Source organism: Paenibacillus monticola (assembly GCF_009664975.1).
Classification (GTDB): Bacteria; Bacillota; Bacilli; order Paenibacillales; family Paenibacillaceae; genus Paenibacillus_AQ; species Paenibacillus_AQ monticola.
The window spans coordinates 1-23,045 of sequence record NZ_WJXB01000020.1; the positions used below are offsets into that span (position 1 = coordinate 1).

The following is a 23,045-nucleotide window of genomic DNA, read 5'->3' on the forward strand; positions in this document are numbered from 1 at the left end:
ACGAGAATTTACATTCTCTAACCGACAAGTTCACTCAGCATAAATGCCGTGAAACTCATCTTCTTTTGGATTTTACTTTCGTAAAATCCCACTCACTCGTTGTTCAGTTTTCAAAGATCAAGTTCTCATTTTAGCTCTGCACCGCGTCTCAGCGGCGACCTTTATAATATATCATAGCATATCATAATTTGGCAAGCTTTTTTTTCGAACAATATTTCATTAAAACTTCTTGCTCGCATCCGACTTTCATACAACGAAAAGGGGCGCGAGATATAATGTATCACGACGCCACCTTTTTAGTCAACCTATTTTGTTAAGTAATTGTAAATCTCATAAGACCTTGGCCTATTACCGTGGCATTAATGCTTGATCTGAGAGGTACGCCCTCCCCATGCATACTTGGAAAGCTCTTTCTGGGGAGCGAAGCGTGCATACATACGAAATACGGTTTTATATCTGTTGGCGATAGCATGTCTAATATTTTGGTCCAAGCGTTGATCACTCAAGTCTAACAGCATTTCATCAAGCTCTTTACGCAAAACATAGTCTAGTTCTTTACATTCCTTATCATTAAACAACATTCCCAGCATATGCTTGGCCTCCTTCATCAAATTAAAATGATCTAATGCTCCAACTACTGATTCTTGTGCAAAAGAAGTTAGTCCAAATGGGGAAAGCTGCGTTTGCTCTGTCTAAATAAATTAACCGAAGGATCGCCTCTATAACCACGACTTTAATGTTATGCTCAATTCCCCCAAATTTTATGATAAAAGAGAAAATGTAATTGTGCTTTCGATAATGGCAGCAATAAATAGCAGCAGAACAATCCAAATAGATGCAGTGAGAGTCTGGCGCATAAAGAGAGACCAATCGGTTCCTCTTGCCTTCTTTCGGGCTGCCGAGCTAAATAGGCTTGAAGCAACATTACTGCCGAACTTCAGTCCAAAGGCACAAGCTATAATGATAGCCGGGATCTCAATAATTCCGTGTGGTAGCAGCCCTTTTACTATCAAAGCAAACAAATCCTGTCCTTGTAAGGCTGAATAATGAATCAAATATCCGATAACCGCTCCATTTATCAATAAAAATATAGCAGGCAGTATCCCAAACAACGCCCCTAAAAAGAGAATGAGTACGCCTTTGATACTGTTGTTCATAAATATAAATACAAAGAAGCTCCATTGTGGATGGGCCGACTCTCTGAGGTCACCGCTTATTTTGCTTAGCCCCTGAAGTTGTTGCACAAGCAATTTTTCCAGAGAATTCGTTCCAATCCAACCGATGACTCCCCCTCCTGCAAACAGAATAAGTGAGATTAGCAGCGCCTTGCGAATTGTTGATAGATCCTTAATAAAAGTGAAGAACGATAACATATATACCTCCCGATATTGATATCTGCCTTATCTTAATCTTGGGTCATAAGCGGCCGGTACGAGCATACATTTAGAACAAACAAGCATTAGCATGGGAGAGGAGCACATTCATTTATGAATTCTTTTTATGTATTCAGTGGCAAAAAAATAAAACGGTTTATCTATATCTTTGCCGCTGCGCTTCTGGCCGCCGGAGTTGTCTATGTCGAGAGGGGGAACATTACTGTATTTTCTGAAGCCGCCCCTTCTGCGATTTACAGTGTGCCGACGGAGAAGAAGCTTATTGCCCTGACATTCGATATTAGCTGGGGAGAAAAACGGCCAGAACCGATTCTAAAGGTACTTGAAGACAAAAAAGTGGATAAAGCCACCTTCTTCCTCTCTTCACCCTGGAGCAAAACCCATCCAGAAATAGTAACAAACATTAAAAATGCAGGCTTTGAAATCGGTAGCCATGGTCATAAGCATGTCAATTACAGCACACTCAGCAATGAGGAAATCCGTACCCAAATTACAACCGCACACACCGTACTAACCGAATTAACCGGGAAAGCGCCGAATTTAATTCGTATGCCTAATGGCGATTTTGACAAAAGAGTGCTCCAAATTGCCAATGATCTCGGATATAAGGTTATTCAGTGGGATACGGATTCCTTGGACTGGAAAAATATTGGGGTTGATAATATTGTGAAACGGGTTACGACCAAAGCTCACCCCGGAGACATTGTCCTTCTGCATGCCAGCGATTCCTGTAAACAGACTCATGAGGCACTTCCACTCATCATTGATGAGCTTCGCAAGCAGGGTTATGAATTTGTAACGGTATCCGAATTGCTCAGCCAAAGCAGTGCCGACGGCAAGGAAGTCCGTGATTCTGCATGGCTGAACGACAGCTTAGAGGATGCGGCCGGATTGTAATGGCCCCTTCAGTCTCCGGTACCGCAAACATACAAGCTTTATAGGCTATTGAAAGTATTAATGGCGTGGAGTAATGAGCTCCGAAATGTCGGGTGTGGGGGTATCCAGCTTCGGATAACTCAGATCTAGACCCTCCAATGTCTTTACAACAATGGCTAGAGCCAAATAGTTGCGGTACCACTGGTGATTGGCAGGGATCCAGTACCAGGGCGCTTTTTCAAAGCTAGTTTCCTTAAAAACATCTTCATAGGCTTCTTGATATTGGTCCCAATATTCCCGCTCCTGAAGATCACTGGCATCAAATTTCCAATGCTTCTTAGGATCTTCCAAGCGCTCCTGGATTTTCTTGAGTTGCTTCTCCTTGGAGATATGCAAGAAGAGCTTAATGATCGTGGTGCCCTCTTCTACCATCATTTCCTCAAACTGGCGGATATATCGAAAGCGGCGCTTCATATCGTCCTTTTTCAGGCCACCATGCACGCGAGGTACCAATACATCTTCATAGTGGGAACGGTTGAATGCGGCGATATAACCCTTAGGTGGTGTCTTCTGGTGAACTCTCCACAAAAATTCGTGAGCTTCCTCCTCAAGAGACGGTTTCTTAAAGCTGGTGACCATGAATCCTTGTGGATTAATACCTGAAAATATATGTTTAACCGTACCATCTTTACCACTCGAGTCCATCCCTTGAAGGATAACAAGCAGTGAGTGCTTTTTCTGGGCAAACAAAATATCCTGTAGCTCGATAAGCCGCTCCTTAAGCTGCTCCATTTTTGCATTGGCTTCTTCTTTGGATTTAAATTCACCTTTTTCATCCGGATCTAGATGCTTGAGTTCAGTTTCATTTGTGTCTTTTATCATATAACGCTTGATGTTCATATATTCTCCTCCTAAAATATTGGCTTCTTATAGGTCCATAATATGTATGCTGCTCTTAGGATTAACCTCCTTTGACGGATTTTAATCTTTTTTCGGCAGTCCATACCTAATAAATAACCCCGTTCATTTCTGAATTTATCAGATGACCGGGGTTTATTTCTGTTGCTGGTCCCTTCTCTCAGCCGGCTGCCGGCTTCAAAACACGGTGCAGCATCAAAATTTGGAATGCATTGCAAGCAACGAGTGGAACAACAATAAATACGGTGGCACTATCTACGCCAATACGAAGCACGCCGATGATCTCGACAATTGAGATTGCTGACATAAAGAAAAAGGTAGGAATCCAGGCAGACGCATTCGTACTTTTCACTTTAAAATAGGTCACAATTAGAGCGGTAAGCAAGATGGAAATCCCCAAGACTAGATCGGATATGACATCTCTGTCTCCTCCCACAAAAGTGCGCAAAAAAATTAATTCAAGCAAAGCGAGCACGGCGAGCACCAGTTGAATGTACTGCCAAATCTTTCGCGGAAACACTCCAATCCCCATATAATTCAGAATCAGATAGGCGAAAAATCCAAGTTGAGCATAAACGCTAACGAGTACACCGTAACCAAATAAAATAAGTGGATACAGCCAAAAATCAGCAACGCTTTTGAAATCGATTCGTCCATTCACCGTTTGTAGCGCAAGCCCGGCAATAACCGCACCTCCTGCACCGATCAAAAGCGTGGTCCAAAATAAATAAAACCATTTTCTTATACTCAGCTCATCCACCCCCGTGTCAGATTTATTTTACCAAGGTTACCGGCAAAAAACCATTCTGCAGCAACATAAATGTATTCTTAAGCGGCATACTACATAGCAGGAATCATAAAAGGAGGGCAGTGCCAATGAAATGGAGGGTTTTGAGGTCAGGCGGATTAGCATTAAGCTTTGTTTTAGCCTTAACGGCCTGCGGTGGCGAACAGAGCAGTTCTTCTTCCGGGCAAGGTGGATATAAGGAAATGAAGACCATGGTTGTAGATATATTGAAAAGTGAAGAAGGAAAGAAAGCTGTAGAAGAAGCATTATCAACTCCCAGCTCTGAAGGCGGCGTTAGCAGCAGTGGTATTAGCATGAAAATGATGCCGCTCCAGACCACTGAACAAATAAAAGTGGCGGTCAAGGATACGCTCACCGCTCCGGAATATCAGAAAGAAATCGAAAAGATAATGACAGACCCTAAATTTGCAGGAGATTTCGCTAAAGCGATCAATTCGCAGAGTAAGGAGCTCCACCTTCAATTAATCAAAGATCCTTCTTACCAAAAATCAGTTGAAGAAATTATGAAATCACCAGAAATGATGAAAATGTTCCTAGATCTTACTAAATCATCAGACTATCGAAAACAGACAATGACCATAATGCAAGAAGCCATGCAAAATCCCTTATTCCGCATGGAGGTATTGGACTTGCTAAAAACGGTTGTGCAGGAGGAACTTCAGCCCAAAGTTCAGAAGACAGGGGGGAAGGATCAGGGTAGCGGCGGAGATAGTCAGAAACAAGAAGGCAGTGGCGGTGAAGACGACTCCGGTTCTTAATATAATACATCCTTTTATAAACAAAAGAGGCCTTATCCCACTAACAGGTGCAGGATGGCCTCTTTACTAGATTTTTTTAGTTCTGCTCGTATTTAGTAATCAGCTTATCAGCGATTTCAGCAAACAAAAGTGCTGTTGGCGTTTCCGCTTTGTATACTGAAGGTGAAAAATCCGCTTCGGAAATATGATTATCCGGTGCTCCAAGGGGAATCTGAGCTAACAATTCCGTATGAAGCGTTTCCGCCAACCTTGCTCCGCCTCCACGGCCAAATATATAGTCCTTTTTACCGCATGCAGAACATTCGTAATAGGCCATATTCTCAATGACCCCTATAATCTCATGGTCTGTCTGCAGAGCCATAGAACCCGCTCTGGCAGCTACAAAAGCTGCGGTAGCATGAGGTGTCGTGACGATGATTTCTTTACTATGCGGCAACATCTGATGCAAATCCAGGGCCACGTCACCTGTACCAGGTGGTAGGTCCAGCAGCATATAATCAAGTTCTCCCCAGCCTACATCACTGAAAAATTGTCGCAGCATTTTGCCAAGCATTGGACCACGCCAAATGACAGGACTATTTTCACGAATAAAGAAACCCATGGACATGACCTTCACCCCGAAACGTTCTACAGGGATTATTGTTCCTTCTTCCACAATCGGTCCTTCCTCGATCCCCATCATATCGGGTATGCTGAAACCATAAATATCTGCATCAATTAGTCCAACTTTTTTACCTTTTCTAGCAAGAGCTACCGCCAGATTAACGGTGACCGTCGACTTCCCAACTCCACCCTTACCACTGGCCACAGCAATGAAGTTGACCCCAGAGCTCCCATTGATCAAATCAATGCCCTCAAGGCCCGCTGCGTGTCCTTTAAGCTTCGACCCTTGTTCTGCTTGCTGCTCATCCCGAGCGCCCTCTCCGCGTATAAGAGAACGTTCATGCTCCGTTGCATCGCGCAACCGGATGTGTACATTTCCGGCTCCACCCTTCTCTAGAAGTTCACGCACTCGTTGCTCCAGATCCATGCGTTGCTGCTCATCCGTATCAAGACAAACTATAGACAATGATATACGATCTTCTTTAATCATAATGTCACGAATCAGTTGTAACTCAACTAGGCTTTTTCCCGATTCCGGGTCTGTGATCGACTGCAATAAGTTCTGAATTTGTTCCCTGGTCAGCATGGAAAGCACCTCTTTTTCCGTTCCGGACGGGCAAACCTCCGGTATTTCCGTCTATTATAGCATTCCCTTTCTGCGGATGAATAGTCCTGCGTCCACTACTCTGAGGCATATCTAAGAATGCCACGGTAAATACTTGTCGCAACCTTGCGCTGATAAACGTCATCTCCCAGTAGAAGCGATTCCTGGGGATGCGATAGAAACCCTACTTCTACTAGTACAGCAGGCATTTTCAGTGCCTTTAGCAGATATACTGTATTTACCGTCTTGGCGACACGGTCTGTATTCTCCAATGTGGTCTTTAGCTCTCCCTGCACATATCCTGCCAGCGCTTTATTATGTTCGTTATTCGGATAATAAAAGGTCTGCGCCCCACTCCAGCGATTGGAGGGAACGCTGTTCATATGCACGCTCACAAATAAGTCGGCACCTTTCTCTTCAATGCTTCTAACCCTCTGCTTCAGATCCTCTGTCTTACGTTTGGAGTAACCCTTTGTGTCGGCCTGAGCCAGATCATTATCAGCTTCACGAGTCATGACTACAATTGCCCCCGCCTGCTGTAAATAATCGCGCAGATAAAGAGATACTGCCAGATTAATATCCTTCTCTATTAAGCCCTCACGGCTGACCGCTCCCCCATCGGGTCCTCCGTGACCGGCATCAATAGCGATGATTTGACCGGACAGGGGTAGACTCCAGTAGTTCAACGTTTTAGCAGTAGGCATATCATACGCTATAACACCGATCATTAATGCCAGTAACGCAATGCCCAGAATTCCCTTTTTGATGCTGCTCCATGAGATCCAGACCGAGACTTCACTCTGCTTACGGCCAGACATAACAAAGACCCCCTCGTCCCGATAGATTCTACTCATCTATATGGGACAAGAGGGTCAAATAGTACAAGATCTTATCTTAGGCGGTTACTTCCTGCGACATTCCTTCAATCAGAATTTGAGCAACTTCAGGACGCGTAAATTCTGGAGGCGGACATTTTCCGTCACGCAGCAAGGCCCGAACTTTTGTACCGGACAATGCCATATGATGTTCGCTTGGGTGAGGGCATGTTTTGCTGGAAGCCATATTCCCACATTTCTTACAGAAGAAGCTATGTTCAAAAAATAATGGAGTAATGCCAATTTCCTCTGCAGTAAAATTGCTGAAAATCTCTTGCGCCTCATAGGTGCCATAATAATCACCCACACCTGCATGATCACGCCCTACAATAAAGTGGGTACAACCGTAATTTTTACGGACCATGGCATGGAATATCGCTTCTCTAGGTCCAGCATATCTCATTGCAGCCGGAAAAACTCCCAGAAACGCCCGGTCTTCTGGATAGTAGTTCTCTAATAGAGCAAGATAGCTCTTCATGCGTACATTGGCTGGAACATCATCCGACTTGGTCTCACCTACTAAGGGATTCAGAAAAAGAGCGTCTACAACCTCCATAGCACACTTCTGAATATATTCATGAGCCCGATGGACAGGATTACGCGTCTGAAAGCCTACAACCGTTCTCCACCCCTTATCAGCAAAGATCTTGCGTGTCTCGGAAGGATCAAAGTAAAATTCTCCAAACTTCTCAGGCTGGGGACGATTAAGTACTGTTATAGGACCCCCAACATATGTTGTAGGGCGCGCCAGAAGTTTACTTACCCCAGGGTGCTCAGGATCAGTAGTTCCGAATACATTCTGTGCTTCCAGTGTTTGATCAACAGTATAGATACTCTCAATATCCAGTAGTCCGTACACGACACCATCTTCTTCGCCAATCAATGATACTCTATCACCAACGGCAAGACCCGACACAATTTCATCTTCCACGGCAAGTGTAATAGGTATACTCCAGACTGTGCCATCAGATAAGCGCATATCCTTGACCACAGAGTGATAGTCTTTTTCATTCAAGAAACCGCTAAGTGGAGAAAATGCCCCAACCGCAATAAGATCTAAGTCAGATAATATCCAAGTATTAATAGCTAATGACTTATTATTCTTGGAGTCCAGCAACAATTGTTCCCGCTCTTCCCCACCTAATACGCGATTAACCAATGTACCTCCATGTGGGAGTATTGACGTCATTTCTATTCTCTCCTTCTGTGTAGTCGCAGTATTACACTTTATTTGTGCAGTCCGCACTCCGTTTTTTCCGATCCCGCCCAACGTCCGGCACGTGGATCTTCGCCAGGCATAACCGCACGTGTACATTGTTCGCAGCCGATACTTGGGAAGTTACGATCATGTAGCGGATTATATATAACATCATTCTCGCGGATATAGTTCCAAACATCTTCTGTTGTCCAATGCGCGATCGGATTAAACTTAACCAGACCAAATTTATTATCATACTCTACCTTTTTCGAGTTGGCACGGGTAGGTGCCTGATCACGACGAATTCCGGTAATCCAAGCATCGTATTGAGACAAAATACGCGTAAGTGGCTCTACTTTACGAATGCCACAGCATTGGTTAGGGTCCACTGTCCATAACGCATCACCGTATTGAAGTGCTTGTTCCTGCGGAGTGATTTGCGGTGACACCCGCACAAATTCCAAACCATATTTCTCAGACATCATATCTCTTGTTTCATAGGTCTCTTTAAAGTGGAAGTCCGTATCCAAATAAAATACATCAGTAGACGGACTGACTTTGTGAAGCATATCAACCAATACTACATCTTCAGCACCGAAGCTGCAGGCAAATGTTATATTAGGAAATGTTTCAACTGCCCAGCGAATAATTTCCTCCGGTGCAGCATTTTCTAATTCCTCCGCTTTAATCTTTATCAGGTTTTCTTTGTCAAGCAAATTCATTATATTGTCCCCCATCCTCATACACATAATTAAATAGTATAATTCCAACTAATCTTATATGGAATAGTATAATACTTTCACAGAGGAAGTCAATCCATTTCAATCTCGGCAGACTTGACAAAATAAATAAAACCCTTGACCAATGAAGGCCAAGGGTTGAATTCGTGAATATAGTGGATCTTAACGTTTCGAGAACTGGGGAGCACGACGTGCTGCTTTCAGGCCGTATTTCTTACGTTCCTTCATGCGTGGGTCACGAGTCAGGAATCCAGCTTTTTTCAATGAACCACGGTATTCTGGATCAACTTTCAGCAATGCACGGGAGATACCGTGACGAATTGCTCCAGCTTGACCAGATGTTCCGCCGCCATGGGCGATAACGAGTACATCGTAGTTTCCTAAAGTTTCAGTCAGTGTTAATGGCTGTCTAACAATCATCTTGAGTGTTTCCACACCAAAATATTCATCCATCTCACGTTTGTTAATGACAATGCGTCCTTCACCCGGTATAAGGCGAACACGTGCTACCGAATGTTTACGACGACCTGTCCCATAGTATTGTACTTGTGCCATGAAACTGTCCTCCTCTATTCTTATCCGCGAAGTTCGTAAACTTCAGGTTTTTGTGCTTCATGTGGATGCTCAGCGCCCGCATAGACTTTCAATCTCAGCTTCATATGATCGCCTTGACGAGTCTTAGGAATCATACCATGAACAGCAAATTCAATCATGCGTTCAGGTCTAGTTTTGATCAAATCTTCAGCAACAATAACTTTCAAACCACCTGGGTGCATGGAGTGACGGTAGTATTTCTTGTTTTGCATTTTCTTACCGGTCAAGTGAATCTTCTCAGCGTTGATAACAATTACGAAATCCCCTGTATCAACATGTGGTGTGAATTGAACCTTGTGCTTGCCACGGATCAATGCTGCGGCTTCGCTGGCCAAACGACCAAGTGTTTTGCCTTCGGCATCAATAATGTGCCAATTGCGAGCAACTTCGTTCGGCTTAGCCATATAAGTGGTACGCATGAATGTTTCCTCCTTGTTCTCGTACGATGTTTCGTATATCTAGTTTCTCATTGAATTACGATTATGTGTGTTAGGTAAAGCATTTTTTGGCATTTCCTTAATCGGGGCTGTGGGATAGCCATTAAGAAAACACAATTTTTATATTACAGTATAAACATGACAAGTGCAAGTGATTTTTAGACTTTCACTCTGTTTTTTTTATGATACTCCTAGAGTGCTGTCATCCATTCGTCTGATCATCATATTCTACGCTCCACAGGGCCAGCCCACTAGCCATTGCAGTTGGTCCAGCTGCTGCACGATCACATGCCGCCAATATTCCTGCAACCTCATCCGCCTGAAACTTACCTTCACCCACATTAATCAAAGTACCCATAATTATGCGAACCATATGCTGAAGAAATCCACTGCCAGTTATATAAGTATGAATAACTCCTTGATCAGTAGAATCAGATCGGCACATGGTGCGGTCTATCTCCATATGGGCTTCAAAGATCGTTCGAACGTGTGAGGTTTTCGTAGATTTACGTGATGCGAATGAAGTGAAATCATGGGTACCCAAAATATGAATTAACCCTTGTTGCATTGCAGATATATCAAGCTTCACCGGATGATGCAGCTGCCAGCGCCGCTGGAATGGATCTGGAAATCTGTTTGCACTAATCGTGTATCGGTAAGTTTTGCGCTTAGCTCCTCTTCTAGAGTGGAACGAAAGCGGTACCTCTCTTGCCTCTGTAACCACGATGTCCTGCGGAAGCCTTGCATTAAGCGCTAAACACCAGCGTTCAAGCGGGATTTGAGAGGAGGTCACAAAGTTAAACGGCTGGCCATAAGCATGTACTCCTGCATCCGTCCGGCCTGAAGCTATGATCTTAAGCTCTTCGCCCGTTAAATGGAATATGGCTTGTTCCAGCCGGTCCTGAATCGTATTGCCCTTAGGCTGGGTCTGAAAGCCATCATAATTTGTTCCGTCATAATTGACCTTCATCAATAGATTACGCATTCTGATCTCCTTTTCAAACCTTCAAAGCTTATGAAGACTTATACTTCAAAAAAAAAGAGCCCCTGCGGGAGCTCCTTCTATTGAAGCCAGGTGATCCCCACGCAAATTATACGGCAGAGCTTACGCCACTACAGCACAATCACGCTGATCTTACCCTCATCCATCCTGTTCAGAGAATGGAATTTAAGGAGACCATCGGAAATCACTAGTGTTACTACGCGCGGTCTACCAATTCAAGATAAACCATCGGTGCAGCGTCGCCACGGCGAGGTCCGAGCTTCAGGATACGAGTGTATCCGCCTGGACGTTCTGTGTAACGAGGAGCAATGTCAGCGAACAATTTTTGGATTGCATCTTGCTCACCATCAATTGTCTCACGACGAACGAATGCTGCTACTTGACGACGAGCATGAAGATCGCCTTTTTTTGCTTTTGTAATCAATTTCTCAGCGATGGAACGAACTTCCTTCGCCTTGGCTTCCGTTGTCTGGATGCGTTCATATAAGAACAGATCCGTCACCAAGTCGCGAAATAATGCTTTACGCGCACTGGAATCACGGCCCAATTTTTGGTATGCCATGTTATTCCCTCCTTTACTCTAGCAATCTGAACACTATTCTTCTGTGCGAAGTCCCAAACCAAGTTCCTCAAGCTTTTCCTGAACCTCTTCCAAAGATTTACGACCAAGGTTACGCACCTTCATCATATCCTCTTCAGTTTTAGTGGTAAGCTCCTGCACGGTATTAATACCGGCACGTTTGAGGCAGTTATAAGAACGAACAGAAAGATCAAGTTCTTCGATTGTCATCTCAAGCACTTTTTCTTTTTTGTCTTCTTCTTTTTCAACCATAATTTCGGCGTCTTTCGCTTCATCCGTAAGTCCTACGAATAATACGAGGTGCTCGTTCAAAATTTTGGCTCCGAGGCTTACAGCCTCTTCTGGTCTGATACTTCCATCTGTCCAAATTTCCATTGTTAACTTGTCATAGTTGGTCACTTGACCCACACGTGTGTTGTCTATGCCGTAATTAACGCGTGAAATGGGAGTGTAGATGGAATCAACCGGAATAACACCAATTGGTTGGTCGTCGCGTTTGTTTCGGTCCGCTTGGACGTAGCCACGACCACGGCCTGCAAAAATACGCATATGAAGTCTCGCACCAGGTCCTAGCGTTGCAATATGAAGATCCGGGTTCAGAATTTCAACGTCGCTGTCCGCACGGATATCACCTGCGGTTACGACGCCTTCTCCTTCAGCATCAATCTCAAACACTTTCTCCTCGTCTGAATGAATCTTCAGAGAGAGAGCTTTCAGGTTCAAAATGATTTCGGTCACATCTTCCATTACGCCAGGAACGGTTGAGAACTCATGCAGAACGCCGTCAATTTGGACCGATGTTACTGCGGCTCCCGGAAGGGAAGAAAGCAGTATCCGGCGAAGCGAGTTCCCCAGAGTCGTGCCATATCCACGTTCCAGCGGTTCAACTACGAATTTCCCATAGGTTCCTTCATCATTGGCTTCTACGGTCTCAATCTTCGGCTTTTCGATTTCTATCACGAGTGTACCCCTCCTTCAAACGTCGCTCCTATATGAAACTGTCACCCCATCAGGTGCATCATGTAGTATGCCTAAACACCTATTATTAGCAGATGCGTCAGAATTATACCACATTTACAATACTGATTTCACTATACGCGACGACGTTTCGGTGGACGGCATCCATTATGAGGAACCGGAGTTACGTCTTTAATGAGGTTAACTTCCAAGCCAGCGGCTTGAAGGGAACGGATGGCTGCTTCGCGGCCCGCGCCTGGTCCTTTAACCATAACTTCAACAGACTTCATGCCGTGCTCCATAGCTGCTTTTGCTGCTGATTCAGCTGCCAATTGCGCTGCAAATGGGGTCGATTTACGGGAACCCTTAAATCCTTGGCCGCCTGAGCTTGCCCAGGAAATTGCATTTCCGTGAGGATCTGTGATCGTAACGATAGTGTTATTGAACGTGGAACGAATATGTGCCACGCCAGTCTCGATATTTTTACGGTCGCGACGTTTGGTACGTACGACTTTTTTCGGTTTAGCCATTGTCTCTTATCCCCCCTTATTATTTCTTCTTGTTAGCTACCGTACGGCGCGGGCCTTTACGGGTACGGGCATTCGTTTTAGTACGTTGACCGCGAACAGGCAATCCACGACGGTGACGAACACCGCGGTAACAACCGATCTCAGTTAGACGTTTAATATTCAATGAAACTTCACGACGAAGGTCGCCTTCAACCTTGACCGACTTGTCGATTGTTTCACGCAGTTTGCTGACTTCATCTTCCGTCAAATCACGGACACGTGTGTTAACGTCAATGCCTGTATCTTTAAGAATTTTCTGGGAAGTCGTTTTACCGATTCCGAAAATATAAGTCAAGGCGATCTCAACGCGTTTATCACGTGGCAAATCTACTCCAGCTATACGTGCCATTTTACGCTACACCCCCTTCTTAACCTTGTTTTTGTTTGTGTTTCGGATTTTCGCAAATCACCATAACAGTCCCTTTGCGACGGATTACTTTACACTTTTCGCACATGGGCTTTACAGAAGGTCTTACCTTCATGTTAATTACCTCCTCAAAGTTTTGCAGAGCAAAACTTTCTTCGTAGTTCCCATCTATTTACGGTAAGTTATACGACCTTTAGATAAATCATAAGGCGATAACTGCACGACCACTTTGTCTCCGGTCAATATACGGATAAAGTGCATCCGCAATTTACCGGATACATGGGCAAGTATTTGATGACCATTCTCTAGTTCAACCTTAAACGTTGCATTTGGCAACGGTTCAAGGACCGTACCTTCTACCTCAATAACATCTTCTTTAGCCACAGTTAATCTCCTTTCTCACCAGCGCTTTTGTCGGCAGATTCCAAAAACTTCATCACTGCAAAACGCAGCTTTCCGTTTGTAACCCGACCGCATTCTTCCAAACTGTTTACAACCTCACTACTGATAAAGGGTATGAACTCCAGATGAAGAACATTCTTCTTCTTCGGCCCATCAAACTTACGTTTGTCCCCATCCGCAATGAATACAAATCTGCTATCAATAACTGCGATAACAACGGCAGCCTCTCCGGCATCCTTGCCTTTGAGAATTCTCACCAATTGACCAACCTGCGGGCTGCTCTCTGTACTCACGTGAAGATCACCTACGCATTCAATTTTGTGAAAATTTCCATGCCGTCCGGAGTAACTGCTACTGTATGCTCAAAGTGAGCACATAATGAGCCGTCTACCGTAACGACTGTCCAGTTATCTTCCAGCGTTCTGACATACCTACTCCCGACGTTTACCATCGGCTCAATCGCAAGCACCATGCCCGGCTTTAGACGTGGTCCGCGATCTGCTATGCCATAATTCGGAATTTGCGGTTCTTCATGCAGTTCTGCCCCAATGCCATGACCAACATACTCGCGTACGACTGAGAAACCAGCCTCCTCGATGTACTTCTGAATAGCATGGGAGATTGTAAACAAGCGCACATCCGGCTTAACCAAAGCCAGTCCTGCGAATAAGGAGCCTTCCGTAACGTCCAGCAAGTGCTGAGCCTCTTCGGAAATGCTGCCCACACCGTAGGTCCAGGCGGAATCGCCGTGATAACCGCGGTATTCTGCACCAATGTCCAGCGTAATAATATCGCCTTCCATCAGTTTGCGTTTACCTGGAAATCCATGCACCAATTGTTCGTTAACTGAAGCGCAAATGCTGGCAGGAAAACCGTTGTAGCCTTTGAAAGATGGCACAGCACCTTGACTGCGAATGTATCGATCGGCGATTTTGTCGAGTTCACCAGTAGTAACACCAGGCTCAATGGCCTGATTGATAAGACGGTGACTCTCGGCAACAATTCGACCAGCTTCCCTCATAAAGGAGAGTTCCTGTTCGGACTTACAAATGATCATTACATTAACCTCGCAGTAAAGATACTATTTCGGAAGAAACGACATTGATTTCGTTTTCTCCGTTTATCTGATGCAAAATACCTTTTTCATCATAAAACGCAAGCAAAGGCGCTGTCTTATTATCATACTCATCCAGACGTTTGCCAACACTTTCTTCGTTGTCATCTGGACGCTGATACAATTCACCGCCATCAATGTCGCAAATTCCTTCTTGCTTCGGCGGGTTGAATATTAAATGGTAGGATGCTCCGCAAACACTACAGATACGACGTCCGGTAAGACGCGCCATCAGAAGGCCACGGTCTACATTCAAGTTGATCACATGATCCAATGAAGTGTTTAAGCGGCTTAGAATTTCTTCCAGCGCTTCCGCTTGCGAAAGAGTTCTTGGAAAGCCGTCCAATAAAAAACCTTTTTCGCAATCGGACTGCTGCAGCCGTTCTTCTACAATTCCGATGGTCACATCATCCGGTACAAGCAAACCTTGATCGATGAATGATTTGGCCTTTAACCCAACTGGTGTCTCCTGCTTGATTGCCAAGCGGAATGCATCTCCAGTAGAAATATGAGGAATACCCAGTTCTTTCACTATCACAGCAGCTTGTGTTCCCTTGCCTGCCCCAGGAGGGCCCATGAATAAAATGTTCACGTTTCTTCTCTACCCCCAAAAATTCGCCACCAAGCAAGAAACAGCACAATAGGTGCCGGGAAGTCTGAATGTCATTCTTCGCCGGAACCTATCGCCTATTTATTGATGAAGCCTTTGTAATGGCGTTTAATCAATTGGCTCTCGATCTGCTTCATTGTATCCAATGCTACACCGATTACGATTAGCAGTGAAGTACCACCAATCTTTACAGACCGGGGCAGACCAGAAAGATTACCAAAGAATACAGGCAGTACAGAAATAAGTGCTAGGAATATCGCGCCGGACATCGTCAGACGAGACATCACCCGAGTCAAATATTTCTCTGTAGCTTTACCTGGACGAATACCTGGAATGTAACCACCATTTTTCTTCATGTTCTCAGCCATTTGCTGCGGGTTCATCTGAACAAACGTATAGAAAAACGTGAATCCGATGATCATGATCACATAAAGGAGCATGCCGAGCGGCTTGTCATAATAAAGATTAGTAGTGACCCATTTAGCCCATTCGTGACTAGCCCAGAAGCTTGATATTACAATTGGAAATTGAAGCAGCGATACGGCGAAGATAACCGGAATTACACCAGCCGAATTGATTTTCATCGGAATGTGCGTATTCTGTCCACCATACATTTTGTTACCGACTACGCGCTTGGCATATTGTACAGGAATCTTTCGAATACCTTGCTGTACGAAGATAACTCCTGTAATAATCGCTGCAATCACTATCATTACAATAACAACTTTAAGAATATTCAGGAAAACCTGATCCGGCTGAATGAAGCTCGATTGTGCCGTAGTCGTGATATATCCCGGGATGGCAGCGACGATACCTGCAAAAATCAGGATCGAAATCCCGTTACCAATTCCCTTTTCTGTGATCTGTTCACCAAGCCACATCAGGAATGATGTACCTGCCGTCAAAATGATGGCTATTAACAGGTAATCTGCAAATGTCGCATTAGGAATCATTTCAGTACCATAAATTCGGTTAAACCCGATTGAAGTGGCAAAAGCCTGAATCATACCTAATATTACAGTGCCATATCGTGTGATTTGCGCCAGTTGCTTTTTACCATGTTCCCCTTGTTTAGCCCATTCAGCAAACTTGGGTACTACATCCATCGAAAGTAATTGTACGATGATGGATGCGGTAATATACGGGTAAATACTGATCGCAAAGATAGAGAAGTTTTTGAGCGCTCCGCCCGAGAAGGTGTTTAAAAGACCCATCAAAGCGTCTCCGCTTTGATTCGTTGATTCCAAAACAGCCTTGTTTACGCCAGGTACCGGCACAAATGAACCGATACGATAGATAAACAGAACGAAAAGAGTAAACAGGATCTTTTTGCGCAAATCTTCAATATGCCATATATTCTTAAGCGTCTTGAACATTAGATCACCTCGGTTTTACCGCCGGCAGCCTCGATTTTCTCTACCGCAGATTGAGAAAACTTATTTGCTTGTACAGTCAATTTAACGGTTAATTCACCGTTACCAAGAATCTTAATACCACTCTTGGAGTTTTTGACTACACCAGTTTCAAGCAACAGCTGAGGAGTTATTTCAGTTCCTTCTGCAAAGCTGTTCAGATCATCTAGGTTCAGAATCGCATACTCTTTACGGGTAGGATTGACAAAACCACGTTTAGGCAGACGACGATAGAGTGGATTTTGTCCACCCTCGAAGCCTAGACGAACACCACCACCGGAACGGGAGTTTTGACCCTTATGACCGCGGCCGGAAGTTTTACCGTTCCCACTACTAGGACCACGACCAACGCGATTGCGTTCTTTGCGGGAACCAGGTGCCGGAGCAAGTTCATGTAACTTCATCGTTTGCACCTCCTTATGTTTGTTAATTTATACGAGGCGTTTTAGCCTTCGATTTCTGTTACAGATATCAAGTGACTCACTTTATTGATCATTCCGCGAATCGCAGGATTGTCATTGTGAGTTACGGACGAGTTGAGTTTACGCAAGCCGAGCGTCTTAACAGTAACACGTTGTGTTTCTGGACGTCCAATTATGCTGCGTACGAGGGTAATTTGCAATTTTGCCATTGACATTCCCCTCCTTAACCGCGCAATTCTTCGACAGATTTGCCGCGAAGTTTCGCGACCTCTTCAATGCGTTTCAGACGGGATAGACCCTCCAAAGTTGCATTGACCATATTCATGGAATTCGAAGAACCCAGAGATTTTGTCAAAATGTCGCCAACGCCTGCCAATTCCAATACTGCACGAACTGGACCACCAGCGATAACGCCAGTACCTTCTGATGCTGGTTTCAGCAGGACGAGTCCTGCGCCGAAATGACCAGTAACCAGATGAGGAATCGAAGTTCCTACGATTGGAATGTGAATCAGGTTTTTCTTAGCGTCTTCAATGCCTTTACGGATGGCATCCGGAACTTCTCCGGCTTTACCGATACCAGCACCGACGTAGCCATTGCCATCGCCCACAACAACAAGTGCACTAAAGCTGAAACGGCGTCCGCCTTTTACAACTTTAGCAACACGGTTAATGTGCACAACTCTTTCTGTCAGCTCTAAACTGTTCGGATCTACACGCAAGTCGTTAACCTCCTTTTTAGAAATATTCTAGAATTCAAGACCAGCTTCGCGAGCTGCATCAGCCAATGCTTGAATTCGTCCATGGTACAAGTATCCACCGCGGTCAAAAACAACCACAGCATAACCTTTTTCTTTGGCACGCTCAGCAACCAATTGGCCTACTTTGCGAGCAGCTTCAACGCTGCCGCCATTACCGATATCAGCACTCAGACCTTTATCTAGTGTCGAGGCAGCTACGATAGTAACGCCTGTCACGTCATCGATCAATTGAGCATAGATGTGTTTGGATGAACGGAATACGTTCAAACGGGGACGCTCAGTAGTTCCCTGGATCTTTTTACGAACACGCAGGTGTCTTTTGAGACGAGCCTTGTTTTTATCTTCTTTTGTAATCATGACTTCCCTTTCACTCCCTTCAGTTTGCCGTAAACAGCTTCACTTTAAGATGCACGGGGTATCTTACAATTAAGTTCAAACCGGTTATTTCTTCTTACCGGCTTTACCTTCTTTGCGGATGATACGCTCGCCTTCATATTTGATACCTTTACCTTTATATGGTTCTGGTTCACGTACGGAACGAATTTTAGCAGCATAAGCGCCAACGCGTTCTTTGTCAATCCCTCTAACGATGATCTTCGTGTTAGCTGGAACATCGAACTCGATACCTGCTTCTGGTGAAATTTCAACCGGGTGTGAGAAACCAACGTTCAAAACGATTTTATCACCGTTTTTACTTGCACGATATCCAACCCCAACTAGTTCCAGAGACTTAGTGAACCCTTCAGTTACGCCACTCACCATGTTGTTGACAACCGAGCGAGTAGTACCGTGAAGTGAACGATGCATTTTATTGTCCGAAGGACGAACAACGGTAATTTCGTTATTTTCAACTGTAACCTTCATGTCTTTATGAAGCTCACGAGTCAAAGAGCCTTTAGGACCTTTTACTGTAATAGTAGTGTTGTCCAAAGTGACATCTACACCACTAGGTACTGCGATTGGTTTGCGACCAATACGAGACATGTATTGCACCTCCTTATCTTGTGACGTTTATTACCAAATGTAGCAGACAACTTCTCCGCCCGATTTTGATTGACGAGCTTCTTTATCGGTCATTACTCCCTTAGATGTGGAGACAATCGCGATACCTAGGCCACCGAGTACACGAGGAACTTCGTTGCTCTTCGTGTAAACGCGAAGGCCTGGTTTACTAATTCTTTTCAAGCCTGTAATAACACGCTCTTGATTAGGGCCGTATTTCAAGAAGATACGGATAATCCCTTGTTTACTATCTTCAACATATTCCGCATCACGGATGAAACCTTCACGCTTCAAGATATCAGCGATTTGTTTTTTCATTGTCGAAGCAGGCATTTCTACCGTTTCGTGACGCACAGTATTGGCGTTACGAATACGTGTAAGCATATCTGCAATAGGATCAGACATAGTCATGTGTGTAAACCTCCTTCCCGTTTATAAACTTCTTACCAACTTGCTTTTTTCACGCCAGGGATCTGGCCTTTGTAAGCTAATTCGCGGAAACAAATTCTGCAAATTTTAAACTTTTGCAATACGGAATGTGGACGACCACAACGCTCGCAACGAGTATATGCACGCACTTTAAACTTAGGTGTGCGTTGTTGTTTTACTACCATCGAAGTCTTTGCCATTTTTGCCTGACACCTCCCAAACATTTTCAAAAGAAAAGGATGAAACGTAATTTATTTCACGAAAGGCATTCCCAGCTGACCTAGCAGCTCACGGGATTCCTCGTCCGTCTTTGCAGTTGTTACGATAACAATATCCATACCGCGGACTTTATCTACTTTATCATACTCGATTTCAGGGAAAATCAATTGTTCTTTAAGACCAAGTGTGTAGTTGCCGCGTCCATCAAATGAATTAGCGGAAATACCACGGAAGTCACGCACACGTGGAAGTGTTACGTTGATCAATTTATCCAAGAAGTAATACATACGCTCGCCGCGTAGTGTTACTTTAACCCCGATCGGCATGTTTTCGCGCAGTTTGAAACCGGCGATAGATTTTTTTGCTTTAGTGATAACTGGCTTTTGACCGGCAATCAATTGCATGTCGCTAACTGCGGAATCAATTACCTTCGAGTTTTGCACTGCATCACCAACACCCATGTTGATAACGATTTTCTCGATTTTCGGTACTTGCATAACAGTAGTATAGTTAAACTTCTGCATCAAAGCAGGTGTGATTTCATTAAGAAAACGTTCTTTCATTCTTGCTGCCATGAGGAATTAACCTCCTTTCTTTAAGGCTATATTAGTCGATAATCTCTCCGGATCTTTTAGCTATCCGTACCTTTTTACCGTTTTCCAATACCTTGTAACCGATACGGGTTACTTTACCGCTCTTCGGATCAATGTGCATTACGTTGGACACATGAATCGAAGCTTCCTGCTCAATGATTCCACCCTGTGGATTCAGCTGGTTCGGCTTTTGGTGTTTTTTCATCATGTTGACGCCTTCTATAAGAACGCGGTTTTGACGAGGATAAGCTGCGATAACGCGGCCTTTCTTACCTTTGTCTTTACCACTGATCACAAGAACTACGTCATCTTTCTTTACATGCAGTTTATTGTTGTGGGATTCTAAAACTTTTTTCACTCTAGGCATTTATTACACCTCCTATGACTAACCTTCAGCTTATTATCGCCGTTTTTTTATTAGATAACTTCCGGTGCCAAGGAAACGATCTTCATGTAGTCTTTATCGCGAAGTTCGCGAGCAACTGGTCCGAAGATACGTGTTCCGCGTGGGCTTCTGTCGTCTTTAACAACAACAGCTGCATTTTCGTCGAATGCGATGTAAGATCCATCTTTACGGCGGACAGAACGTTTAGTACGAACAACAACCGCTCTAACAACATCACCCTTTTTGACAACGCCGCCTGGTGTTGCTTGTTTAACGGAACAAACGATCAGATCACCGATTGCTGCTGTACGGCGTCCAGTACCACCCAGTACGCGGATACACATCAGTTCCTTCGCACCAGAGTTGTCAGCCACATGTAAACGTGTAAATGGTTGAATCATTTTAATTTCCTCCTTCCGATCAGGACTCTTGTGATTATCTTAAAGGATAACCGCTGCTTCAATCACTTCAATTAGTCTCCAACGTTTATCCTTGGACAACGGACGAGTCTCCATGACTTTTACAACATCACCGATTTTTGCAACATTTTCTTCATCATGTGCTTTGAATTTCTTCGTAGACTTGATGCGTTTATGGTACAGGTTATGCTTCTTATAGGTTTCAACAGCGATTACAATGGTTTTATCCATTTTGTCACTGACTACTTTACCGACTAGCACTTTACGTGCATTGCGTTCTTCGCTCATAGTTAGCCTCCTTCCTGAATACGGATGATTAGATCCGTCTCACTTAACTGATCCCAAGTACTCTTTGATGGATAACGGTTTTAGCACGAGCTATTTCCTTGCGCACGTCACGTATCCGAGTCGGGTTGTCCAGTTGGCCAGTTGCCAATTGAAAACGGAGATTGAAAAGTTCTTCTTTAAAACCAGCGATCTTTTGTTCAATCTCAGCAGTGGTTAAGTTGCGAAGTTCATTAGCTTTCATTTGCTTCACCACCCAATTCTTCACGTTTCACAAACTTAGTTTTTACAGGCAGCTTGTGAGCGGCAAGACGCATCGCTTCACGCGCGATTTCTTCCGACACGCCTCCGAGTTCGAACATAATCTTGCCCGGTTTAACTACAGCAACCCATTTCTCAACATTACCTTTACCACTACCCATACGAACCTCAAGAGGCTTCTGAGTAACTGGCTTATCAGGGAATATCTTGATCCAAACTTGACCTCCACGTTTGATATAACGTGTCATTGCAATACGGGCAGCTTCAATCTGACGGTTAGTGATCCATGACGGTTCCAATGCTTGTAGGCCGAATTCGCCGAAGTTTAGTTCCGTACCGCCTTTTGCCATACCCCTCATGTGACCGCGCTGTTGCTTGCGGTGTTTAACGCGTTTTGGTACCAACATGATTAGTTGCCTCCTTCCTGAGCAGCTTGTTTCTTAGCTGGGGGAAGAACTTCTCCACGATAGATCCATACTTTTACGCCGATAAGGCCATAAGTTGTATGTGCTTCTGCTGTACCGTAATCGATATCGGCACGAAGCGTATGAAGTGGAACTGTTCCTTCGCTATAACCTTCTGAACGAGCTATCTCAGCGCCGCCAAGACGACCGCCTACTTGAGTTTTAATCCCTTTAGCACCAGAGCGCATAGTTCTTTGAATCGCTTGTTTCAACGCACGACGGAACGATACACGACGTTCCAATTGTTGTGCAATGCTTTCAGCAACAAGAATTGCATCCAGTTCAGGGTGTTTGATTTCATTGATGTTGATGTGCACTTTTTTGCCTTTGGCAATTGCAGTAACTGCGCTGCGAAGTACTTCTACTTCTGCTCCGCCTTTACCAATAACCATACCTGGCTTAGCTGTGTGAATTGTAACATTCACGCGGCTTGCTGCTCTTTCAATTTCAATATGGGAAACAGCGGAATCCTTCAATTTGCCTTTAAGGTATTCCCGGATTTTAACGTCTTCCATTAAAAGAGTCCCGAAATCTTTGCCTGCATACCATTTAGATTCCCAATCGCGAATAATACCGATTCGGAGTCCGACTGGATTTACCTTTTGACCCACGTGTTATCCCTCCTTTATTTCTCAGATACCACCAAAGTAATGTGGCTGGTGCGTTTGTTGATCCGGCTTGCGCGGCCCATGGCGCGCGGACGGAAACGTTTCATCGTTGGACCTTGGTTAACGAAAACTTCGCTAACGAACAAGCTGTTCACGTCCAAAGAATAGTTATGCTCAGCATTCGCAATCGCTGAGTTAAGCAGCTTCTCAACTACCGGAGAAGCGGATTTCGGAGTGTGGCGAAGAATTGCAATTGCTTCCCCCACTTGCTTTCCGCGAATCAAGTCAACAACCAGTTTCGCTTTACGAGCGGAAATCCGCACTGATCTTGCATGTGCTTTTGCTTCCATTGTTTTCCCTCCTCTCAAACGAAGACCTT

At 44.4% G+C, this 23,045-nt stretch carries 38 protein-coding genes; 2 read left to right on the plus strand and 36 right to left on the minus strand.

Annotated features, from left to right (window positions below; genetic code table 11):
- Positions 1-359: 359 nt before the first annotated feature.
- Entirely contained in the window at positions 360-590 is a 231-nt protein-coding gene (locus GJB61_RS29310; RefSeq protein ID WP_154122573.1) for a hypothetical protein, read from the minus strand.
- A gap of 171 nt (positions 591-761) precedes the next feature.
- On the minus strand, positions 762-1,373 hold the full coding sequence (locus tag GJB61_RS29315; RefSeq protein ID WP_154122574.1) for a stage II sporulation protein M: 612 nt from the start codon (positions 1,371-1,373) through the stop codon (positions 762-764).
- A 114-nt stretch (positions 1,374-1,487) separates the two neighbouring features.
- Here GJB61_RS29315 and pdaB point away from each other — a divergent pair, with 114 nt between their 5' ends.
- On the plus strand, positions 1,488-2,291 hold the full coding sequence (gene pdaB / locus GJB61_RS29320) for a polysaccharide deacetylase family sporulation protein PdaB (protein WP_154122575.1): 804 nt from the start codon (positions 1,488-1,490) through the stop codon (positions 2,289-2,291).
- Positions 2,292-2,348: 57 nt separating this feature from the next.
- Here pdaB and GJB61_RS29325 read toward each other — a convergent pair whose 3' ends face one another.
- Positions 2,349-3,170 carry a PPK2 family polyphosphate kinase gene (locus GJB61_RS29325; RefSeq protein ID WP_154122576.1) on the minus strand — a complete coding sequence of 274 codons (822 nt, stop codon included), beginning with the start codon at positions 3,168-3,170 and terminating at the stop codon, positions 2,349-2,351.
- 178 nt (positions 3,171-3,348) lie between these two features.
- On the minus strand, positions 3,349-3,939 hold the full coding sequence (locus GJB61_RS29330) for a KinB-signaling pathway activation protein (protein ID WP_154122636.1): 591 nt from the start codon (positions 3,937-3,939) through the stop codon (positions 3,349-3,351).
- A 125-nt stretch (positions 3,940-4,064) separates the two neighbouring features.
- Here GJB61_RS29330 and gerD point away from each other — a divergent pair, with 125 nt between their 5' ends.
- A complete protein-coding gene (gerD, locus tag GJB61_RS29335; RefSeq protein ID WP_154122577.1) occupies positions 4,065-4,754 on the plus strand; it encodes a spore germination lipoprotein GerD in 690 nt (229 codons plus the stop codon).
- A gap of 76 nt (positions 4,755-4,830) precedes the next feature.
- Here the strand turns inward: gerD and GJB61_RS29340 are convergent, their stop codons facing one another.
- The 32 genes from GJB61_RS29340 to rplV all read right to left on the minus strand — a co-directional run bounded on the left by GJB61_RS29340 (position 4,831) and on the right by rplV (position 23,016).
- Positions 4,831-5,943: an Mrp/NBP35 family ATP-binding protein gene (locus tag GJB61_RS29340; protein WP_154122578.1), complete on the minus strand. Its 1,113-nt coding sequence runs from the start codon at positions 5,941-5,943 to the stop codon at positions 4,831-4,833.
- 95 nt (positions 5,944-6,038) lie between these two features.
- Positions 6,039-6,779, minus strand: a complete 741-nt coding sequence (cwlD, locus tag GJB61_RS29345; RefSeq protein WP_154122579.1) for an N-acetylmuramoyl-L-alanine amidase CwlD — start codon at positions 6,777-6,779, stop codon at positions 6,039-6,041.
- Positions 6,780-6,855: 76 nt separating this feature from the next.
- Entirely contained in the window at positions 6,856-8,025 is a 1,170-nt protein-coding gene (gene sat / locus GJB61_RS29350; protein WP_154122580.1) for a sulfate adenylyltransferase, read from the minus strand.
- A gap of 38 nt (positions 8,026-8,063) precedes the next feature.
- On the minus strand, positions 8,064-8,756 hold the full coding sequence (locus GJB61_RS29355) for a phosphoadenylyl-sulfate reductase (protein WP_154122581.1): 693 nt from the start codon (positions 8,754-8,756) through the stop codon (positions 8,064-8,066).
- A gap of 180 nt (positions 8,757-8,936) precedes the next feature.
- Positions 8,937-9,329, minus strand: coding sequence for a 30S ribosomal protein S9 (gene rpsI, locus GJB61_RS29360; protein WP_154122582.1), 393 nt, complete (start codon positions 9,327-9,329; stop codon positions 8,937-8,939).
- A gap of 20 nt (positions 9,330-9,349) precedes the next feature.
- Positions 9,350-9,787: a 50S ribosomal protein L13 gene (rplM, locus tag GJB61_RS29365; protein WP_154122583.1), complete on the minus strand. Its 438-nt coding sequence runs from the start codon at positions 9,785-9,787 to the stop codon at positions 9,350-9,352.
- Positions 9,788-10,007: 220 nt separating this feature from the next.
- A complete protein-coding gene (gene truA, locus GJB61_RS29370; protein WP_154122584.1) occupies positions 10,008-10,790 on the minus strand; it encodes a tRNA pseudouridine(38-40) synthase TruA in 783 nt (260 codons plus the stop codon).
- Between the two features lie 214 nt (positions 10,791-11,004).
- Positions 11,005-11,370 carry a 50S ribosomal protein L17 gene (rplQ, locus tag GJB61_RS29375; protein ID WP_154122585.1) on the minus strand — a complete coding sequence of 122 codons (366 nt, stop codon included), beginning with the start codon at positions 11,368-11,370 and terminating at the stop codon, positions 11,005-11,007.
- A 33-nt stretch (positions 11,371-11,403) separates the two neighbouring features.
- Complete coding sequence (locus GJB61_RS29380) at positions 11,404-12,348, minus strand: DNA-directed RNA polymerase subunit alpha (RefSeq protein WP_239714411.1); 945 nt, start codon at positions 12,346-12,348, stop codon at positions 11,404-11,406.
- 131 nt (positions 12,349-12,479) lie between these two features.
- Positions 12,480-12,875: a 30S ribosomal protein S11 gene (gene rpsK / locus GJB61_RS29385; protein WP_154122586.1), complete on the minus strand. Its 396-nt coding sequence runs from the start codon at positions 12,873-12,875 to the stop codon at positions 12,480-12,482.
- 19 nt (positions 12,876-12,894) lie between these two features.
- Positions 12,895-13,263 carry a 30S ribosomal protein S13 gene (rpsM, locus tag GJB61_RS29390; RefSeq protein WP_154122587.1) on the minus strand — a complete coding sequence of 123 codons (369 nt, stop codon included), beginning with the start codon at positions 13,261-13,263 and terminating at the stop codon, positions 12,895-12,897.
- A 19-nt stretch (positions 13,264-13,282) separates the two neighbouring features.
- Positions 13,283-13,396, minus strand: coding sequence for a 50S ribosomal protein L36 (rpmJ, locus tag GJB61_RS29395; protein WP_026688601.1), 114 nt, complete (start codon positions 13,394-13,396; stop codon positions 13,283-13,285).
- A 53-nt stretch (positions 13,397-13,449) separates the two neighbouring features.
- On the minus strand, positions 13,450-13,665 hold the full coding sequence (gene infA / locus GJB61_RS29400) for a translation initiation factor IF-1 (RefSeq protein ID WP_036652996.1): 216 nt from the start codon (positions 13,663-13,665) through the stop codon (positions 13,450-13,452).
- Between the two features lie 2 nt (positions 13,666-13,667).
- Entirely contained in the window at positions 13,668-13,976 is a 309-nt protein-coding gene (locus GJB61_RS29405) for a KOW motif-containing protein (RefSeq protein WP_338116195.1), read from the minus strand.
- A gap of 11 nt (positions 13,977-13,987) precedes the next feature.
- Entirely contained in the window at positions 13,988-14,740 is a 753-nt protein-coding gene (gene map / locus GJB61_RS29410; protein ID WP_154122588.1) for a type I methionyl aminopeptidase, read from the minus strand.
- Between the two features lie 4 nt (positions 14,741-14,744).
- Complete coding sequence (locus tag GJB61_RS29415) at positions 14,745-15,389, minus strand: adenylate kinase (RefSeq protein ID WP_239714407.1); 645 nt, start codon at positions 15,387-15,389, stop codon at positions 14,745-14,747.
- Between the two features lie 95 nt (positions 15,390-15,484).
- On the minus strand, positions 15,485-16,783 hold the full coding sequence (gene secY / locus GJB61_RS29420) for a preprotein translocase subunit SecY (RefSeq protein ID WP_154122589.1): 1,299 nt from the start codon (positions 16,781-16,783) through the stop codon (positions 15,485-15,487).
- On the minus strand, positions 16,783-17,223 hold the full coding sequence (gene rplO / locus GJB61_RS29425) for a 50S ribosomal protein L15 (RefSeq protein WP_154122590.1): 441 nt from the start codon (positions 17,221-17,223) through the stop codon (positions 16,783-16,785). The genes secY and rplO overlap by 1 nt, the downstream gene beginning before the upstream one ends.
- 41 nt (positions 17,224-17,264) lie before the next feature.
- A complete protein-coding gene (gene rpmD, locus GJB61_RS29430) occupies positions 17,265-17,450 on the minus strand; it encodes a 50S ribosomal protein L30 (protein WP_154122591.1) in 186 nt (61 codons plus the stop codon).
- Positions 17,451-17,464: 14 nt separating this feature from the next.
- Positions 17,465-17,962 carry a 30S ribosomal protein S5 gene (rpsE, locus tag GJB61_RS29435; protein ID WP_154122592.1) on the minus strand — a complete coding sequence of 166 codons (498 nt, stop codon included), beginning with the start codon at positions 17,960-17,962 and terminating at the stop codon, positions 17,465-17,467.
- 27 nt (positions 17,963-17,989) lie between these two features.
- A complete protein-coding gene (rplR, locus tag GJB61_RS29440; RefSeq protein ID WP_154122593.1) occupies positions 17,990-18,358 on the minus strand; it encodes a 50S ribosomal protein L18 in 369 nt (122 codons plus the stop codon).
- A gap of 84 nt (positions 18,359-18,442) precedes the next feature.
- Positions 18,443-18,985 (minus strand): 50S ribosomal protein L6, encoded by a 543-nt coding sequence (rplF, locus tag GJB61_RS29445; protein WP_154122594.1) that lies wholly within the window; start codon positions 18,983-18,985, stop codon positions 18,443-18,445.
- A gap of 30 nt (positions 18,986-19,015) precedes the next feature.
- On the minus strand, positions 19,016-19,414 hold the full coding sequence (gene rpsH, locus GJB61_RS29450) for a 30S ribosomal protein S8 (protein ID WP_036652964.1): 399 nt from the start codon (positions 19,412-19,414) through the stop codon (positions 19,016-19,018).
- A 32-nt stretch (positions 19,415-19,446) separates the two neighbouring features.
- Positions 19,447-19,632, minus strand: coding sequence for a type Z 30S ribosomal protein S14 (locus GJB61_RS29455; protein WP_154122595.1), 186 nt, complete (start codon positions 19,630-19,632; stop codon positions 19,447-19,449).
- 51 nt (positions 19,633-19,683) lie between these two features.
- The gene (gene rplE / locus GJB61_RS29460; protein ID WP_154122596.1) at positions 19,684-20,226 is read right to left on the minus strand and encodes a 50S ribosomal protein L5; all 543 of its coding nucleotides are present in this window, start codon (positions 20,224-20,226) and stop codon (positions 19,684-19,686) included.
- A 31-nt stretch (positions 20,227-20,257) separates the two neighbouring features.
- Positions 20,258-20,611, minus strand: coding sequence for a 50S ribosomal protein L24 (gene rplX / locus GJB61_RS29465; protein WP_229522524.1), 354 nt, complete (start codon positions 20,609-20,611; stop codon positions 20,258-20,260).
- Between the two features lie 50 nt (positions 20,612-20,661).
- Positions 20,662-21,030, minus strand: coding sequence for a 50S ribosomal protein L14 (gene rplN, locus GJB61_RS29470; RefSeq protein ID WP_036680556.1), 369 nt, complete (start codon positions 21,028-21,030; stop codon positions 20,662-20,664).
- Positions 21,031-21,069: 39 nt separating this feature from the next.
- On the minus strand, positions 21,070-21,336 hold the full coding sequence (gene rpsQ / locus GJB61_RS29475) for a 30S ribosomal protein S17 (RefSeq protein ID WP_154122597.1): 267 nt from the start codon (positions 21,334-21,336) through the stop codon (positions 21,070-21,072).
- A gap of 43 nt (positions 21,337-21,379) precedes the next feature.
- Complete coding sequence (rpmC, locus tag GJB61_RS29480; protein WP_019908232.1) at positions 21,380-21,577, minus strand: 50S ribosomal protein L29; 198 nt, start codon at positions 21,575-21,577, stop codon at positions 21,380-21,382.
- On the minus strand, positions 21,567-22,001 hold the full coding sequence (rplP, locus tag GJB61_RS29485; RefSeq protein ID WP_087918342.1) for a 50S ribosomal protein L16: 435 nt from the start codon (positions 21,999-22,001) through the stop codon (positions 21,567-21,569). The genes rpmC and rplP overlap by 11 nt, the downstream gene beginning before the upstream one ends.
- Before the next feature lie 2 nt (positions 22,002-22,003).
- Positions 22,004-22,669: a 30S ribosomal protein S3 gene (rpsC, locus tag GJB61_RS29490; RefSeq protein WP_239714402.1), complete on the minus strand. Its 666-nt coding sequence runs from the start codon at positions 22,667-22,669 to the stop codon at positions 22,004-22,006.
- 14 nt (positions 22,670-22,683) lie between these two features.
- Positions 22,684-23,016, minus strand: a complete 333-nt coding sequence (gene rplV / locus GJB61_RS29495) for a 50S ribosomal protein L22 (RefSeq protein WP_036680546.1) — start codon at positions 23,014-23,016, stop codon at positions 22,684-22,686.
- Positions 23,017-23,045 lie beyond the last annotated feature (29 nt).